Below are 15,885 nucleotides of genomic sequence, written 5' to 3'. Positions count from 1 at the left end.
TTTTGCTTTTTCAAGCTATTTTTTATTTGTTATTTCTATAATTTAATTGTCCAACCGAATGAATCTTCAAGCGTGCCATTTTGGATGCCTGTTAATGTATCGTAAAGCATTTGTGAAATTTCACCAATTTCACCGTTATTAATTAGGATTTTTTCGTCGCGCCATTTCAACTCTCCGACAGGTGAAATAACTGCTGCCGTGCCCGTACCAAATGCTTCTTCCAATGTGCCGTTATGATAGGCTTCAACCACTTCATCAATTGAAATGCGACGTTCTTCGACTGGGATGTTTTTTGCTTTTAATACGTGCAGCATCGAATCACGCGTAATACCTGGTAAGATGCTTCCGTTTAATGCTGGCGTAATGACAGTACCATTTATTTTGAAGAAAATATTCATGCTCCCTACTTCTTCAATATAACGGTGTTCCTTGCCGTCAAGCCATAATGTTTGAGAGTAGCCTTCCTTGTGCGCAATTTCTTGTCCTTTCAGGGCACTTGCATAGTTACCAGCGGTTTTTGCTTCGCCAGTTCCCCCCACAACAGCTCGTACAAAGTGCTGTTCCACCATAATTTTGACTGGATTAATGCCTTCTTTGTAGTAAGAACCCGACGGTGACATAATAATAATAAATTGATAACTATTCGAAGGGTGTACGCCCAAGTGAGGCTCGGTTGCAATAATAAATGGACGGATATAAAGAGATGTTCCTGGTGCGGTTGGAACCCATTCACGATCCAATGTTACTAATTGCTTTAACGCCTCTAACGCAAGTTCTTCATCAATTGCTGGAATGACGATACGCTCATTTGAATGATTTAAACGGTTGAAATTACGGTCTGGACGGAATAATAGCACGCCGTTATCTACTGTTGCATAAGCTTTTAAGCCTTCAAATACAGCTTGTCCATAATGGAAGACCATTGCTGATGGATCGATAGAAAGTGGCTGATACGGGATAATGCGTGGATCATGCCATCCCATTCCTTCAGTATAATCGACTATAAACATGTGATCTGTAAAAAATTGTCCGAACCCTAATTGGTCTACTGCAGGTTTTTCTTTTGGTTGTGTTGTTAATTCTTTTTTAATTTCTAACATCGTCATATCCTCCGCGTCTTATGTCATTAGGTGATTTATCTATAATACTTAATAATACTGTTTATTTTAAATTAATGAAATACTAAGAATCTACTAATAATTAATAAAATTGCTGAAATATTTATTTAATTCAACAAATTCCAACATTACATAGATAAAGAAATGTTTTTTCATAAGGTGAGCACCCTGTCCTTTAGTTGTGACGTCCAAGATAGGCATAATTAGAGTCTTCAACTTTCAAATGCTAACGTATGTATGTAATTAGCACGTCGAAACGATTATGATTGAAGTAAAGGTTTGGAAATTAAAGTGGGGGTACCTGTCCAAAGATAGCATAAAAAGACAGGATGAAATTAATTGAATACGATAATCTTGAAGTAAGGAGTGAGGGCATTTGAGTTGGATTGAGTCGATTCAAAAGGCAATAAATTATATAGAAGAGCATTTACATGAAACCATTACGATGGAACAAATAGCACAAGAAGTAAATGCCTCTGTTTTTCATTTTCAACGGACATTTTCTATTTTAACAGATATGTCTATCGCAGATTATATTAGACGAAGAAGATTAACGTTGGCTGCCCAAGAGTTAATCAATACAGATAGTAAAGTAATCGACATCGCCTACAAATATGGCTACGACTCTCCTGAAGCTTTTACCAAAGCATTTCGAAAGCAGCATAACGTAACGCCAAGTGAAGTACGTAAACAGCAAGGACCATTACAATCATACAATCGCCTGATAATCCAGGTGACTTTGAAGGGAGCAGAACCAATGAAATATAACATTGTAGAGAAAGAGAAGTTTCAAGTCGTGGGTGTCAAAAGAACGTATAATTGCCAAACAGGTGAGAATTTACAAGGCATACCTCAATTTTGGAATGAACTAAATGGGCAAGGTATGGACGAGCAATTATTTACATTAAACAACGGGCAAATCAAAGGGGTACTTGGTGTGTGTGTACCAGATGAAAACTATAAGGATAACAGTTTAATAGACTATTGGATTGCAACAGATCACGTAGGAGAAGTACCTGAAAATATGTTAGCAATGGAAGTACCGGCATCCAAATGGGTTGTATTCGAAGTGCGAGGCCCGATGCCTGATGCGATGCAAAATGCTTGGAAGAAAATTTTCTCGGAATGGTTCCCATCCAATCCATATGAACCTGCTGGAACAGCTGAATTAGAGGTTTATACGGATGAAGATCCTACAAGTGAAAATTTATATTCGGAAATTTGGATACCGATTAAGTAGTAAGGCGGTGCCAGGCACGCAAACAATTCTCAAACAATTTGTAACTTCGTAAAGAGTAGTGAAGCCAAGAATGTAATTTATTCTTGGCTTTTTGACTTGTTTGTCGAGCAGACTTAAAATTTTGTTCTAAAAGAAGTTATGGCGCAAATGAAATACTTTATAGAACAATTTAGCGTCCCTGCTCATTTTGCTGTTGGTGTTCATTTGTGGCAATAAACATTTTTGAAACCTATCATCACAGTATTTTGTTCTACCGTATTTGGCATAACATTCGTCATGCTTCTTACAGCAAGAATCAACTGCATTTGTTGGTGCGCCTGGGCCTGAACATCCCGGTCCACAATATCTATAGCCTGGATAACAAAATCCTATTTTTCTATTCCTATTCACAGTGATAACCTCTTTTCAAAAAAGTTTTCATACTATACATTATGTAGCGTTCACATTTGAAAAGAGATGAAAAACTAGTGATAACTCAAAAAAGAATGGATGAAGTAGTGAAAATTAAAGCGACAAAATATCACCATCATTCGGCACTGATACGTGTGCTAGTCGCTGCTCGTCTAGAAAATTAGTTAACTGCGCTCGGCTTAATTTGCAATGATTGATGGTTTCAAGATGGACAATCACAAGCTTTGTGTTTGGGGATAAGCGAGCAATACGTGCAACATCTTCGCGCGTCATTGTTATTACAGTTCCCCATATCATCTGTGCCTCTGATGCATTTAAAATGGCGATATCCGGCTGCAACTCTCTGAAAGCTCTGTCTATAGCTGGTGTCCAAATACAATCACTGACGATATAAATGGAACCTTCTTCCGTCGTATTTAAGCAAAAGCTAGAAACAGGTCCTAGTAATTTGCCAGTAATACCAGGTGCATGTCGTCCTGCTAGTCGTTTCAAGTGAATTCCTTCCCATTCATAACAATCATTGATAGCTATTACCTTTTTAAAACCCGCAGACCGTATTGCTGTGGCATCTTGTGGCTGACAAAAGACAGGAATCTGTTTGTTCAGGATAGCCATCGCTCTTTTATCCCAGTGGTCAAAGTGACGATGCGTTAATAAGATGGCATCCATATCTTCAAAAATGTTTAGTGGAACAGGTAATGGAGTTAATGGATTTCTACGATAATTTCGGGTAAATGGCACGGGTGCAAGTTTACTGACATCACTTAACATTGGATCAATTAGTATGCGTTTTTCGTTGATAAATAAAATCGACGTTGCGTGTCGAATATGTTGGAGGCGAATGGTCATATGAACTCCTTCAAGTGATTTATTTTTTACATACGCTATCATATTATGAAGTTTGTTTCTACTAATTAGTAGAAGGTGGAGAACAGTTAAGGTTTTTGTAAGCTAATTAAAAAACTGCTGTAAGGTTGCGTAGTTATACTTGCGAAGGAGCAAAAAATACAGTATTGATGAAAGGAGTTATGGAGAATGAATCCAACCGTTACACAAAAGGAAAGGATTGTTTCCTTAGATATTATTCGTGGTTTAGCGCTATTTGGCATATTATTTATAAATGTGGGGGCTTATCAGTTGGTAGTTGAAGGACAACCATTGCCTGTTTATAGCAAATTCAATAGCATACTAGATACGGTAATTGATATATTTATCGAGAAGAAATTTTTTTCGATTTTTTCATTACTCTTCGGTGTAGGTTATTATATTTTTACTTCACGTGCTGAAGCTCGGGGGGATAAGCCGAGATGGCGCTTTGCAAGAAGATTACTAGCATTATTTCTTATAGGGATTGTCCATTTAATTTTTTTCTGGGGCTCCATTTTATCTGCTTATGCAGTAATCGGTCTTTTTTTGTTGCCATTTTATCATGCAAAAGTTTCTACAATGAGCAAATGGCTATTTAGCTTGATTGCGGTTTATATTGTGAGTATATTGGGCCAAATATTTATGCCAAATATAAGTTTCTTATCAACAATTTTTGATTTCTTAGGCAATGATATCATGACGATTTTTATTATGTTTTTAACTGGTTTTCTCGTTGCAAAAGCTAATTGGATAGGCAACGTAAGACAACATACTAAGCCAATTCAATGGGTGATTTATGTAACATGTCCATTGTTTATAGGCTTATCTAGTTGGATTGGGTTTGCCTCTCAAAATCAAGATGCGCATCTTCATTTACTACTTGGTTTAGGTGTAATCCCGACGACCTATTTTTATGTAGCTTGCTTATTGCTTATTTTAGAACATGAGCCGATTGTAAAAATATTAAAGCCTATTGGGCGTGTCGGACAAATGGCTTTTACAAACTACTTAGCTCAGAGCTTTATAGGGCTAGCTATAATAAAGTTAATGGGACTTGAAGTCCTATCAACTTCCTATATAGTGATAATTGCCATTATCATTTTTGTCATTCAAATTATCTTTAGTGTTATATGGTTTAAATTCTTTAAAATGGGTCCGTTAGAAAAAGTGTGGAGATGGATGACTTATGGAAGAAAAGTATCGGTAAAATCATAAATAGCAAAAAATTAACGTCAGGGCATTATTGCACTGGCGTTTTTTGAAATAACAATCATATACTGTTACTATTGAAAGTATAAATTTGTAAAATTAATGAAACTAAATGACAAGTTATCCGTAAAATAGATAACAAGAATAAGGGGAGTACAAATATGACGAAACAATTAAAAAAATATATGGCAGTGACTACAGCGTCGTTTATGGTGATGCAACTAGCAGGATGCGGTAATGCTGAAACGGAGGTAGTGAAGGAGTCTGACCCCGTTAATACGACGGATACGGTTGAAAATAATTCCCAAACGACGAATGAAGATGAATTGCTAAATGTACATAACAGTGAGATGGCTGATGCTTGTGATGAGTGGCAAGAAAGTGATGATGGTTCATATGAATGTTTAGACGAAAATTCTTCGTATTACGCACAGCATTTCTTTAATGGGTTAATGTATGCTACTGCGGGTGCAATGATTGGTAGTGCCATTTACAAAAGTCGTAATTTAAAAAATGGCACGGAGCGTAACAATCACAGTGGCGGCGCGGCAGGATCGACAACGAATACGAATAAATCGAATGCTACAAACTCGAAAAATGGCATCACAACGGGAGGTTCTTCTTCGACGTCATCTGGCACCTCAACAAGTGGTTCAAGCTCAAATGTAAATAGTTCTACATCAAATAATACGAATTCGAATGCTTCAACATCTAGTGGTTCAAATACAAATTCGACTAACACGAATTCTTATTCGAGCGGTCAGCGTTCATATTCCAATGGTTCTAGTTCCTCTTCAAGTGGTAGTTCGTATAATAGCTCTTCATCAAACGCTGGGAAATCAGGTTTCGGCTCTGGAGGGGCTTCTAGAGGAGGCTCGTCTTCGTCCTAACCGACTGGAAAAGGAGGAAGCACGATGGAACACGCTACATATAGTAAGCAACGGCTAAAATTCTATTCGCAATTTCCTAATTTCTTTTCTGATTTTGAAGATCTAGAATATGCTTTATACGATGTGATGGAACTGCAAAAAGAGAAGATAGACGAGATTTATTACGCCACGAAGATGCTTTGGCAAATCTTTTTAAAAGTTGGAAAACAATTTAAGCATTTAACAGACGAACAGCTTTTTGCCCTTGGCATTCGGTCGGAAATGATGCCTTATATCGAATTGGATTATTTACAGCAACAGTCCATCCTTGCTCGTTTTGATTTTATTTGTACGGAGGAAGGCGATATAAAATGTCTAGAACTGAATGGAGAAACACCATTTCTTGTCCAAGAAACGTTTGAAATGAATGAACAGCTCTGTCAGCATTTCCAACTAGAAAATCCTAATGATGTAGCAGCATTGCAAAAAACGCTATCTGGTGCACTTTTTGCCGCAATGCATTATTTACATGATGTTAAAAAACCTAAAATAGTTATAACAGGAAAAACGGCTGAAGAGGATTTTGAGGAATATTGCCAGGTGAATTTTTTAAAAACTTGTGTCCCATTTGATATTGAATATGTACCTATCCAAAAGCTAATTATTTTTTCTAAAGATACGCCTAGCGTAATGAGAGGGCTTTATACACCTTCTATGGAAAAAATCGATATTTTATATCGCCCCGCACATCCAGTGGAGTTTTTAATTGACGATATAGCATCTGATGGTGAAAGAATTGGTCTGCAATTACTAGAACTTGTAAAAGATCGTAAGCTTGCCATTATTAATGCGCCAGCGGCCTATGTTCTTCAGTCCAAAATTTTATTATGGCTAATTTGGGAGCGGAAAAATGATCCACTATTATTTAATGCGGAGGAGCGGTCTGTAATTAATAAGTACATGTTACCAACTTATTTGTCCGCAGAGCCATTTGTAGCAGATGGAGTGCCTTTTGTGAAAAAACCTGTCTATTCTCGTGAAGGCAATACAGTAGAAATTTATGCTGGAGACGGCTCTAAAACAAATGCATCTGCCTACACACATTATGATGATAATTTGTTTATTTACCAGCAGTACGTTGAAATGCCTTCCATCAATATTCAACAGACGGATGGCTTCCATTCTAAGAAATGGCTCATCGGCTCTTTTATCGCTGATAATCGCGCGTGTGGTTTGTCTTGTCGCGTAGGCAATCAAATTACCGAATGGGATTCCCATTGGTTAGCTATAGGCTATAAATAAGGTAAAACCCACTTTGCTTTCTGTCTATGCAGGAGGCTCAGTGGATTTTTACTTTCCATATTAGTTTATTAATCGTTCCAACCTTTACAGACATCAATCCATTGTTGATAAGGTGTATATGCTTCTAGTTCGTGAATGCTAAGTTCAATAGCGGAATTGCTACTGCCACAGGCAGGAAATACCGTTGCAAAACGTTTAAGCGATTCATCTAAGTAAACGACAACTCCATCATGAATACCGAATGGGCAAACACCCCCGATATCATGTCCAATACGTGCATTGACTTCTTCCTTGGCAAGCATTTTAGCCTTCGTGCCAAAAATCGCTTTATATTTAGCATTGTCAATTTTGGCATCACCCGCTGCTACAATTAAAATCGCCCCATCATTTACAAGAAATGATAGTGTTTTAGCGATACGCTCTGGTTCACAGCCAAGTGCTTTTGCAGCCATTTCAACGGTTGCTGAGCTTTCACTTAGTTCCTGTATTTTGTGTTGTAAATTCCACTGTGCTAAATGCTCACGTACTTTTTCAATTGCCATTTAAAACCCTCCTTGCTGTGTTCTTTATCTATTTTAACATAATTTTCAGAATTTAAAGATAGGAATGGTGTAGCACTATGTAATTGCTGATAGCCGTATAATAATAGATTGATTAAGAAACTAAAATATAAATGTAAAATATGGTAAAATTTATTTGTTATCTAATTTCTAAAAAGGGTGAAATGTTATTGAAGAAATTTAGGGGAATATTTACTGCATTTATTCTAATAAACATCATTTTACTGCTTGCATCGTGTACACAAACAGAAAAGTCCTATATAAAACAAAATATTGAAAGTATCATTACCACATTCGAACATCCCGAAACTAAGCAAAAGTTTAAAATCGTCAATGCCTATAAACTTTTTGACAACTATAAAGATAAAGTTGAAGGTAACCCAGAGCAATCAAAATTGGAAATTTATAAAGAAGAGGTTATTAATCCAATCTATAGTGATTGTTTTGCCAATGCAGAATATCTTTATATGGCTGATCAAGTTCTAAATGCTGCCCCTGATCGCTTTGAAGAAATTGAAAAAATAAACGAAAAAATTGACAGTAAAGATACAGAAAAGATTATAAGTGAAGCACTTTTTAAATCTTCAAATCTTATTCCTTCTCAGAAGGTAACAACGATATGTGTCCTCCCTTCTACAAATGAAAATACAAGTTTGCTAACCGTAGGGGCAAATAAAATATTGGTCCAATACCATGAAAGTTTTACGGATGACTATTTAAGAATAGGAATAGCACATGAATATCACCATAGTATTTGGGCTGAGAAGTACCTAAGTGGAGATAAAGCTATTACTGTACTGGATAATCTAGCATTTGAAGGGAAGGCGGTTATGTTCGCAAATCTAGTGTATCCTGATATTCATTTACCCTTATTTGATTTATCTTTAACATATAATAAAGAAAATTGGTCGAAAATTGCAGGAGATCTCGATAGTGAAGACATAAATAGGTCATCAGAAATTCTTTTTGGGGGAAATGAGCTTCCTATAAATTATGGTTACAGTGAAGGCTATAAAATGGTTAAATCCTATCTTGATTTACACCCAAATATAACGCCAAAGGAATGGATTGCTCTAAGTGCGAAAGAAATTTTTGAAAAGGGAAATTATATTAAACATTATCAATAGCGCAATAAATGGTACATAACAATGGTGTTCTATGGAGTTGCCAAGGCAGTCAGTTCTTAACTAGGGGCACAATAAGTTTTAATGTGGAATATTTTGTAACTTTCTTTCTGTTGGCAACGTCAAATTAGGCAAACGTTTGAGTGAGGAAGTGGAGCACTTGAGTTATAGAAGAATTATTTCTTTTGTAGTTATTGTAAGTATGCTAGTTATAGCCATTTTTCCATGCAAAGCAAACGCAACAAGTTGGGCATATCCTTTCGTTGTTTGGGACAATTATATTTATGTGATGAGCGATGAAAATGTAAATAATATTGATAAAGAAATTGGAGAAGTCACGAAGTATTCCGATATGGAACAATATGGAGGGAACTTTTCAAATGTATATCCAATAGGGACGAAATATTATTCAATTGTTGGTATTAATACGGATGATACAATTGCCGTCCAAGTTGGAGACAATCAGTATATCAAAGCCTTCCGAGAAGGCCCCTATACTTACAAAAAAAGCTATATACACTATATCTTTAAAGGTTTGGGGATTTTAGCGTTTTTATTTGTCGTATTCTTTATCTTTTCTCAAACTCGCAAGAAACTTTAGCAATCCATGTGTTGGATAAGGAGGAATAACTAATGAAGTATATTAAAGGCTTATATGGAGCACTTGTACTAATGATGGTCGTTATGTTAATAAGCACAACTATATTGCAAGATCAATATTCGGGGATAGCTATGTTCATTTGTCTAGGATTATTTTTAATTGGCACAGCCTTTTTTATAAATGCCAAACATTTAAAGAATGAAGATTTATGAAAGATTACAATTATACAGATTTGCTGCATGATCTAACGATGGGGAGAGAAATTCATTTCATTTATAAAAAAGAAAATTACTATATAGGTCGTGGAACTGGTCAGTTTATGTTTTGGAAATTCTATGATTCAGCGAGTGAAATAATTGGCGAAGACGCTGAAGATTTACTTCGAAAGATTAAACTGGATGGTCAATTAATCAAGGAATTGTGGGATTCCATTGAAATTGATGTTTACTAATGTTCGAGCTGACTAGGAATGGAAATTTGATATAAAAGGTTTTTAGTGGAAAAAGGTATAATTAAAAAGTGTGAAGAACAGCAATTGTTAAGGAGGCGTTCAGTATGGAAAATACGAGATTAAATGTGAATGGTTACAAGGGGATAACGCCTTACTAACAAAGTTATTTAGCGTTTCCCCGAAAAATGAAAGGGGAAAATGAAGATGGAACAAAATGTCCAAATTGTCGAATTAAATGCAGAAAACTGGTATGACTGTTGTGAATTACAAGTATCACCAGAGCAAAAAAAATTCATGGAATCCAATGCAATTTCAATTGCCCAATCAAAGTTTGAGCCTACTTTAAAGCCATATGCTATTTATGATAATGAAAAAGTGGTTGGCTTTTTAATGTACAATTCCGTTCAAGAAGAACTTGATGGCTATTGGATATATCGAATAATGGTCGATAAGACTTTTCAGGGCAAGGGTATTGGAAAAGTTGCAACTGCGTTAATGCTTTCAGAGATGGCTAAATTACCGAATGCAAAGAAAATAATTGTAGGTTACCATCCAGAAAATTTAGAAGCCCATCATTTATATACAAGTTTAGGATTTATGGATGAAGGGGATAGATTCGGTAAGGAAATGGCAGTAATCAAGATAGTAGAGTAACAAGTTTGATAGAGTAGTTGAATAAGGAATAGGGCCATTCTTTGGTCCTTTTCTTTTTTGGAGGTAGGATTTATGGATGGTAATTATAAATGTTGTATCGATATTCGACTGAGCGGTGGAGATATACAATTCGACGTTTCCGATGATATGCAGCTATTTCGTTTTCAATCAGGTATAGGCTTTGTAGCAATTCCGCATTTTTTTATAACGTTATCGGCACTTTATAAAGGTGAAATCAGCGAGGCACAGCTAGATTGTCACGGGAATGCTGATTATTATTTATTTTCAAGTGATGGTCAAAATCTTTTTATTGAACATGTAGGCCATTATCCACAACGTACAGATACATATCAATTTAAGCTAAAGGCTTATATGGAAGCTATTTCTTGCGCATTTTTAAGCTATCTACAGCAACTTGAAAAGGAAGGGATATTACCTTTAAAAGAACAAGAATTTGGTCATCCATTAGGTGATGATGTATTACATGCATTTGATAATTTCTCCGCAGTTCTAAGAAGCTGAGTTCGTGGTAATTTGCGACTATTTTGGATGGTATACTTTATGTGAACGTCAAAGTATATTTTAGCGAGGGATTCAATTATTATGATGAACATTGTACCACCTAAGCCTTTTTTCTATAAAGGTGGAAAGCAAGCGGTTTTATTATTACATTCTTTTACAAGCAATACGATGGATATGAAAAAGCTAGGAAAGTATTTGCAACAGCACAATTATACTTGTTATGCACCTTTGTACAAAGGACATGGTTTACCAGCAGAAGAATTGCTGACGTTTGGACCGAGTGATTGGTGGGAGGATGTACGAGAAGCTTACCAGTTGTTGAAGGATGAAGGGTATGAAAAAATAGCGGTAATCGGCCTTTCTCTTGGTGGCGTGTTTGCCTTAAAAGTTGCTCAAGAATTAGAGGTAAATGGTGTTGTGACAATGTCCGTACCAAGACATAGGGAAGCTTTATTTCTTCAAAAGCGCGCCTTTTATTATGCAAAGGAATACAAACGACTCGAAGGAAAAAACGAGGACCAAATAAATATGGAAATGGCCCTTCTACAAAATTTGCCTAATCATACATTGGTGGAATTTCAACAGTTAATTGATGTAACAATGGATAAGTTGGCATTGATTACAGCACCTATTCGAATAATGTATGGTGCATTGGATGATCCGTTGTATAAAGAAAGTGCCGAAGTTATTTTTCACAACGTTATGTCGCAGCATAAAATAATAAAAGGGTATCCAAACTCTAAACATTTGATGACATTAGGGTTAGATCTGCATGACATAAACCAGGATATACTTGCTTTTTTACATGATTTAACGTGGTAGTTTCAATCAAGTTATTTCCATCAAAACAGTGGGAAATCAATACTTCCCACTGTGTCTTCTTCATTTAGTGTTTTATAAATTTCAGTGATTTCGTTTTTATTTCACTAACAAAAGTTGAGGCTAGTAGTAATATACCCCCAAGTATTTGAAGCATTGTCATATGCTCTTGTAGAATAAAAGCGGAAATCAAGATGGCTACAAAGGGATCAACATAGCTGAGCATGGCAATACTTTGCCCCTTTAATTTCTCCATACCCGAGAAGAATAGCCAAAATCCAATCCCCGTATTAAAAATCCCTAAAATTAAAATAAAAGGAATGGATGAACCAGATACTTTTACGATATCAAAACCGGACGTTAACAAAACGTAAGGCAAGAGAAGTACAGCGGTAGTTCCAAGCTGAATAATCGTCAGTTCCAGTTTTTCTATATCGTGAATGAATTTATTTAATAACAATAATATAGCGTAAAAAGCGGCGGCAATTAATCCATAAAAAAGTCCAAGAAGATCATCAGTTTTTGATGCACTTAGACCTTCACCGACAATACATACTAAACCGGTAATCGCAACCAGAACGCAAACAATTTTTTTCCAAGACAATGGTTCTTTCAGTACGTATGGAGAAAGAAGCATGACAAACACGGGCGCAAAATAATAGCCAAGTGTTGCATTGGCAATTGTCGTATAGTCGTAGGATTGGTAAAGGAAAATCCAATTTCCCCCCAAGGCAATACTAGAAAACACCAAAATGACAGCATTCGCTTTTACCAACTGCCATGCTATTGTTTTCTTCAAAATAAAAAAGACGATTGTTAAAAACAAGCATCCAATAAAACTGCTTAGCAAAGCTCTTTCGCTCGAAGATAGGTCAATATTTCGTACTACTAAACCAATTGTACCGAAAATGACCATGGATAAAATAAACTGAATGTTTGATTTCATTGTATACTCCTTCGAATCTGCGAAACAGCTTATATCTCGCAGATTCTTAATCTGTTTTGTATATAAGCTTATTCGGAGTATACGGTGGTGGCGGTGATGTTGAAAGTGGCTTCCAAACGCAAATATTTATATCGGATAATGACATGAAAAGTTCCTCCTGTTTCATAAAAAATTATATTTTACTTATTATACCATTAGAAATCTTCGAAAAGTGAAGTGGATTTTTTGGGAGACAAAAGGGGGACTTAATAATGAAATATGCAGAAAGAGAAAGTCAGAGGAAATGATTCTTATTGGGAAGTCACATACTCACGGTATGAATGGTTGTTAGAAATTGTAGCTCATATTTATCACATAGAGGGCAATTACATGCTATCCTTGTGCATAGTTATGGCATAGATTTAAAAGGGTCATTATTTGAATAGTAGAGGTGAGTAAATGTATTGGGAAACTCTTCCGAATTGGGTATGGATTATTTATTACACATTTATATTAGCAACATTGGGTGCTTCAATATTAAGTATTATCCGAAAGAAGAACATCATTTTATCGATTATTTCAGCAGTACTGACAATCACTATTCCGATTTTTAGTATTATAAATAGTATTGGGAGAGAAAAAGGCGTGGATGAATTTGAACATTTAATTGCCCACTTACAACAAGGGTCACCTTGGTCTATTTATGCAGTTATGGGATTCTTTTATTTAGTTGTTTGGTGGGCTATCTTTCTAATCAAAAGAAAAAAGAAGGAAGTATCTTATTGAATTCGCAGAGGGAGGTGCGTTCAAGTATTACATCACATGGGCATATATGAGGAATATTTCACATCGATAAAAGAAGGGAAAAAGACAATAGAGGTTCGATTAAATGATGAAAAGAGAAGGAAAATTAAAGTCGGAGATACTATTGAATTTATTAGGATTCCAGAAAAAAATAAAACATTTAGAGTGCAAGTAACAAGGTTGAGAAAATACGATACTTTTGAAGCGATGTATAATGATATTCCTTTTAAAGGGTTTGATTGTGAAGGTTGGACAATGAAAGAAATGCTAGACAGTACATATGAAATTTACACGCCAGAACAAGAAATAAAATGGGGAACTTTAGCGATTACGATAAGATGAGAGGTAAGGTATGTGTGGTTAATAGTGGATAAATTTTAAAACTTTGTTATATGTAGAAACGTATAGATGTTAAATACAAAAGTTAATGGGAGGTGGATAAAATGAAACTGCGAAACGCCACTAAAATGGGGGGAATCGCCACTAAGTCATAAGAAATCGCCACAAAAACCATGAGAATCGCCATACGTTCATACTAAACTAAAAAAAGATGTGTACTGTAATGACTTCAGTACACATCTTATCCTCATTAGACTGTAAATTTTTTGGTGATGTTGTTTAATTGTTCAGATTGGTCAGCTAGCATTTGAGCGCTGGCTAATATTTGTTCCATTAGAGTGGCTATTTCTTCAGTCGAAGCAGTTGTTTCTTCTACACCAGCAGCAGATTCTTCTGACACGCTTGCGATTGAAGTAACTGACATGTTAAGTATTTGTCCTTTATCTACAAAACTTTCAAGTTCATTCGAAATAAAACCAACTTTTGTTGACATGTTTTCAATCAGCTCCGCAATTAAATTAAACGTTTTTGCGGTTTCTTTTATTTGGGATGTTCCGTTTTGGATCGTTTTATAGCCGAATTCTAATGATGATGCAACTTCGGCAGATTCTAGCTGCACATCGTTAACAATACTTGTAATGTCATTAACACTAAATTTTACTTCTTCAGCAAGCTTTCTTACTTCGTCTGCAACTACAGCAAAGCCTTTTCCATGTTCACCTGCTCTTGCTGCTTCGATTGCGGCATTTAGCGCTAATAAATTGGTTTGTTCTGAAATACTCGTAATAACAGAGATGATGTCATTAATTTTGGCAGTTTTTTGATCTAATTCTTTCACCTTCGTAACGGAATCTTCCACTAAATCTTCTATATTATGCATATTACTCTCGGATATTGACATCAGTTTATTGCCACTGATTGTAGCTGTTTTTACTTTTTCAGTAAGGGTTCTTACTTGTATCCCTTCTTCATTTGATAATTTAATTTTTTCTATAAAGTCGGAAAGTGTTTCACCGAGATTGGCACAGTTTTGCGCTTGTTCTTGAGAACCTGAAGCTAATGCTTCCATAGTGATTGCAATTTGTAAGCTACCTTCCTTCACTTCATTGGCAGAAGCGGAAAGCCCTTTACTTTGCTCTTTTACATTGTCACTTGCGTTAATAATATTGGTAATAACATTTTTCAAATTACTATTCATTGTATTCGTAGCTTCAATTAATTGGGCTGTTTCGTCTTTTGCCTTCGTGACAAGATTGGTAGATTGTAAGTTTCCGTCCGCAATTTGTAACATACGGTCAACAACCTTTTTAATTGGCGTTGAAATAATTCTCGCTGTTACTATTGCTAAAATAATGGCAACCATAATGATAATAATAGACATCATTAAACTGGCATTTTTAATGCTTGTTCCTGTATCCATTACATCATTACCTTCGCTAAGAATGATGTCTTTTCTTTTATCAGCAATCTCTTTAAAACCAGACATCAAGTCCCTACCTAGGGGCTGCACTTTGTTGGCCATAATGGCAAGGGCTTGTTCCTTATTCCCTTTATCAAACGCTACAAACACTTCTTCAGTAATTGTTTTACGCCATTCTATACTTTTATCAATAAGTTGCTTTGCTTCTTCAGAATTTGTTTCTTGAAGGACTTGATTTTGTAATGCTTTACTTTCCTCCGTATATTGAAGAAATGCCTCTTTATAGGAAGGGTCATTATACAATATGTATCCACGTGCTAACGCGATTCGTTGGGCAATATTAAAGGCTAATTCTTCATCAGCGATTAACAATGGTAAATCTTCTTTTATTATAGCGTCGGTATCGTGATTGAATTTCACAACGGACTTGAAGTTATATACGCATAAAGCTGTAATTAATAGGATGATAATTAAAAATACGCCTAATAATTTATGTTTGATGCTTTTCACTAAGGTTTCCTCTTTTCTTGAAAAAAAATCTTTTTAAGAATGTAATACTAATGGCTGAGTCAGGTCTTTTATTAGGTAATTTTTGCCACGAAATTAATTTTATAGAATAGTTATTAATTCGTCAATAAGATGATTAAGAA

At 35.6% G+C, this 15,885-nt stretch carries 19 protein-coding genes; 13 read left to right on the top strand and 6 right to left on the bottom strand.

Going from position 1 to position 15,885, the window contains the following annotated elements; genetic code table 11:
* Nucleotides 1-35: 35 nt before the first annotated feature.
* Complete coding sequence (locus LS41612_RS16440) at nt 36-1,106, bottom strand: branched-chain amino acid aminotransferase (RefSeq protein ID WP_024361450.1); 1,071 nt, start codon at nt 1,104-1,106, stop codon at nt 36-38.
* Nucleotides 1,107-1,494: 388 nt separating this feature from the next.
* On the opposite strand from LS41612_RS16440, the gene LS41612_RS16435 reads away from it, so the two are divergent.
* Nucleotides 1,495-2,358, top strand: a complete 864-nt coding sequence (locus LS41612_RS16435; protein ID WP_024361449.1) for an AraC family transcriptional regulator — start codon at nt 1,495-1,497, stop codon at nt 2,356-2,358.
* 126 nt (nt 2,359-2,484) lie between these two features.
* Here LS41612_RS16435 and LS41612_RS16430 read toward each other — a convergent pair whose 3' ends face one another.
* On the bottom strand, nt 2,485-2,748 hold the full coding sequence (locus LS41612_RS16430) for a Parvovirus coat protein VP1-like protein (protein ID WP_080653284.1): 264 nt from the start codon (nt 2,746-2,748) through the stop codon (nt 2,485-2,487).
* Between the two features lie 114 nt (nt 2,749-2,862).
* Nucleotides 2,863-3,618: an MBL fold metallo-hydrolase gene (locus LS41612_RS16425; protein ID WP_029747115.1), complete on the bottom strand. Its 756-nt coding sequence runs from the start codon at nt 3,616-3,618 to the stop codon at nt 2,863-2,865.
* 186 nt (nt 3,619-3,804) lie between these two features.
* On the opposite strand from LS41612_RS16425, the gene LS41612_RS16420 reads away from it, so the two are divergent.
* The 3 genes from LS41612_RS16420 to LS41612_RS16410 all read left to right on the top strand — a co-directional run bounded on the left by LS41612_RS16420 (nt 3,805) and on the right by LS41612_RS16410 (nt 7,016).
* On the top strand, nt 3,805-4,851 hold the full coding sequence (locus LS41612_RS16420; protein ID WP_024361447.1) for a DUF418 domain-containing protein: 1,047 nt from the start codon (nt 3,805-3,807) through the stop codon (nt 4,849-4,851).
* Nucleotides 4,852-5,006: 155 nt separating this feature from the next.
* Complete coding sequence (locus LS41612_RS16415; RefSeq protein ID WP_024361446.1) at nt 5,007-5,735, top strand: hypothetical protein; 729 nt, start codon at nt 5,007-5,009, stop codon at nt 5,733-5,735.
* Nucleotides 5,736-5,759: 24 nt separating this feature from the next.
* Complete coding sequence (locus tag LS41612_RS16410; protein WP_024361445.1) at nt 5,760-7,016, top strand: glutathionylspermidine synthase family protein; 1,257 nt, start codon at nt 5,760-5,762, stop codon at nt 7,014-7,016.
* Between the two features lie 68 nt (nt 7,017-7,084).
* Here the strand turns inward: LS41612_RS16410 and LS41612_RS16405 are convergent, their stop codons facing one another.
* Nucleotides 7,085-7,558 carry a YbaK/EbsC family protein gene (locus LS41612_RS16405; protein WP_024361444.1) on the bottom strand — a complete coding sequence of 158 codons (474 nt, stop codon included), beginning with the start codon at nt 7,556-7,558 and terminating at the stop codon, nt 7,085-7,087.
* Between the two features lie 188 nt (nt 7,559-7,746).
* Between LS41612_RS16405 and LS41612_RS16400 the strand changes: the two genes are divergently transcribed.
* The 7 genes from LS41612_RS16400 to LS41612_RS16370 all read left to right on the top strand — a co-directional run bounded on the left by LS41612_RS16400 (nt 7,747) and on the right by LS41612_RS16370 (nt 11,750).
* Nucleotides 7,747-8,703, top strand: coding sequence for a DUF2268 domain-containing putative Zn-dependent protease (locus LS41612_RS16400; RefSeq protein WP_024361443.1), 957 nt, complete (start codon nt 7,747-7,749; stop codon nt 8,701-8,703).
* A gap of 157 nt (nt 8,704-8,860) precedes the next feature.
* A complete protein-coding gene (locus LS41612_RS16395) occupies nt 8,861-9,301 on the top strand; it encodes a hypothetical protein (protein WP_024361442.1) in 441 nt (146 codons plus the stop codon).
* 32 nt (nt 9,302-9,333) lie between these two features.
* Nucleotides 9,334-9,513: a hypothetical protein gene (locus LS41612_RS16390; protein ID WP_024361441.1), complete on the top strand. Its 180-nt coding sequence runs from the start codon at nt 9,334-9,336 to the stop codon at nt 9,511-9,513.
* Nucleotides 9,510-9,752 (top strand): hypothetical protein, encoded by a 243-nt coding sequence (locus LS41612_RS16385; RefSeq protein ID WP_024361440.1) that lies wholly within the window; start codon nt 9,510-9,512, stop codon nt 9,750-9,752. Before LS41612_RS16390 ends, LS41612_RS16385 begins: the two co-directional genes overlap by 4 nt.
* Before the next feature lie 204 nt (nt 9,753-9,956).
* Nucleotides 9,957-10,406, top strand: coding sequence for a GNAT family N-acetyltransferase (locus LS41612_RS16380; protein WP_024361439.1), 450 nt, complete (start codon nt 9,957-9,959; stop codon nt 10,404-10,406).
* A gap of 72 nt (nt 10,407-10,478) precedes the next feature.
* Nucleotides 10,479-10,928, top strand: a complete 450-nt coding sequence (locus LS41612_RS16375) for a hypothetical protein (RefSeq protein WP_024361438.1) — start codon at nt 10,479-10,481, stop codon at nt 10,926-10,928.
* Between the two features lie 81 nt (nt 10,929-11,009).
* Complete coding sequence (locus LS41612_RS16370) at nt 11,010-11,750, top strand: alpha/beta hydrolase (protein WP_231785811.1); 741 nt, start codon at nt 11,010-11,012, stop codon at nt 11,748-11,750.
* A gap of 64 nt (nt 11,751-11,814) precedes the next feature.
* Here LS41612_RS16370 and LS41612_RS16365 read toward each other — a convergent pair whose 3' ends face one another.
* On the bottom strand, nt 11,815-12,693 hold the full coding sequence (locus LS41612_RS16365; protein WP_024361436.1) for a DMT family transporter: 879 nt from the start codon (nt 12,691-12,693) through the stop codon (nt 11,815-11,817).
* A gap of 438 nt (nt 12,694-13,131) precedes the next feature.
* Here LS41612_RS16365 and LS41612_RS16355 point away from each other — a divergent pair, with 438 nt between their 5' ends.
* Together LS41612_RS16355 and LS41612_RS16350 are read left to right on the top strand one after the other, a co-directional pair.
* A complete protein-coding gene (locus LS41612_RS16355) occupies nt 13,132-13,458 on the top strand; it encodes a hypothetical protein (RefSeq protein ID WP_024361435.1) in 327 nt (108 codons plus the stop codon).
* Between the two features lie 36 nt (nt 13,459-13,494).
* Nucleotides 13,495-13,818, top strand: coding sequence for an ASCH domain-containing protein (locus tag LS41612_RS16350; RefSeq protein WP_029747113.1), 324 nt, complete (start codon nt 13,495-13,497; stop codon nt 13,816-13,818).
* A gap of 247 nt (nt 13,819-14,065) precedes the next feature.
* On the opposite strand, the gene LS41612_RS16345 is transcribed toward LS41612_RS16350, so the two are convergent.
* On the bottom strand, nt 14,066-15,745 hold the full coding sequence (locus LS41612_RS16345) for a methyl-accepting chemotaxis protein (protein ID WP_024361434.1): 1,680 nt from the start codon (nt 15,743-15,745) through the stop codon (nt 14,066-14,068).
* Nucleotides 15,746-15,885: the final 140 nt, after the last annotated feature.

It is taken from the genome of Lysinibacillus sphaericus (assembly GCF_002982115.1).
GTDB classification, from domain to species: Bacteria; Bacillota; Bacilli; order Bacillales_A; family Planococcaceae; genus Lysinibacillus; species Lysinibacillus sphaericus.
Note: the sequence above shows the minus strand (reverse complement) of the source record. Positions and strands in the feature narration are given on the sequence as shown.

What these genes read in the sequence shown, in the direction of transcription:
- LS41612_RS16440 (WP_024361450.1), bottom strand. Translation starts at nt 1,106, where the DNA reads ATGACGATGTTAGAAATTAAAAAAGAATTAACAACACAACCAAAAGAA.
- LS41612_RS16405 (WP_024361444.1), bottom strand. Translation starts at nt 7,558, where the DNA reads ATGGCAATTGAAAAAGTACGTGAGCATTTAGCACAGTGGAATTTACAA.
- LS41612_RS16420 (WP_024361447.1), top strand. Translation starts at nt 3,805, where the DNA reads ATGAATCCAACCGTTACACAAAAGGAAAGGATTGTTTCCTTAGATATT.
- LS41612_RS16355 (WP_024361435.1), top strand. Translation starts at nt 13,132, where the DNA reads ATGTATTGGGAAACTCTTCCGAATTGGGTATGGATTATTTATTACACA.
- LS41612_RS16390 (WP_024361441.1), top strand. Translation starts at nt 9,334, where the DNA reads ATGAAGTATATTAAAGGCTTATATGGAGCACTTGTACTAATGATGGTC.
- LS41612_RS16385 (WP_024361440.1), top strand. Translation starts at nt 9,510, where the DNA reads ATGAAAGATTACAATTATACAGATTTGCTGCATGATCTAACGATGGGG.
- LS41612_RS16415 (WP_024361446.1), top strand. Translation starts at nt 5,007, where the DNA reads ATGACGAAACAATTAAAAAAATATATGGCAGTGACTACAGCGTCGTTT.
- LS41612_RS16380 (WP_024361439.1), top strand. Translation starts at nt 9,957, where the DNA reads ATGGAACAAAATGTCCAAATTGTCGAATTAAATGCAGAAAACTGGTAT.
- LS41612_RS16410 (WP_024361445.1), top strand. Translation starts at nt 5,760, where the DNA reads ATGGAACACGCTACATATAGTAAGCAACGGCTAAAATTCTATTCGCAA.
- LS41612_RS16365 (WP_024361436.1), bottom strand. Translation starts at nt 12,693, where the DNA reads ATGAAATCAAACATTCAGTTTATTTTATCCATGGTCATTTTCGGTACA.
- LS41612_RS16370 (WP_231785811.1), top strand. Translation starts at nt 11,010, where the DNA reads ATGATGAACATTGTACCACCTAAGCCTTTTTTCTATAAAGGTGGAAAG.
- LS41612_RS16425 (WP_029747115.1), bottom strand. Translation starts at nt 3,618, where the DNA reads ATGACCATTCGCCTCCAACATATTCGACACGCAACGTCGATTTTATTT.
- LS41612_RS16350 (WP_029747113.1), top strand. Translation starts at nt 13,495, where the DNA reads ATGGGCATATATGAGGAATATTTCACATCGATAAAAGAAGGGAAAAAG.
- LS41612_RS16375 (WP_024361438.1), top strand. Translation starts at nt 10,479, where the DNA reads ATGGATGGTAATTATAAATGTTGTATCGATATTCGACTGAGCGGTGGA.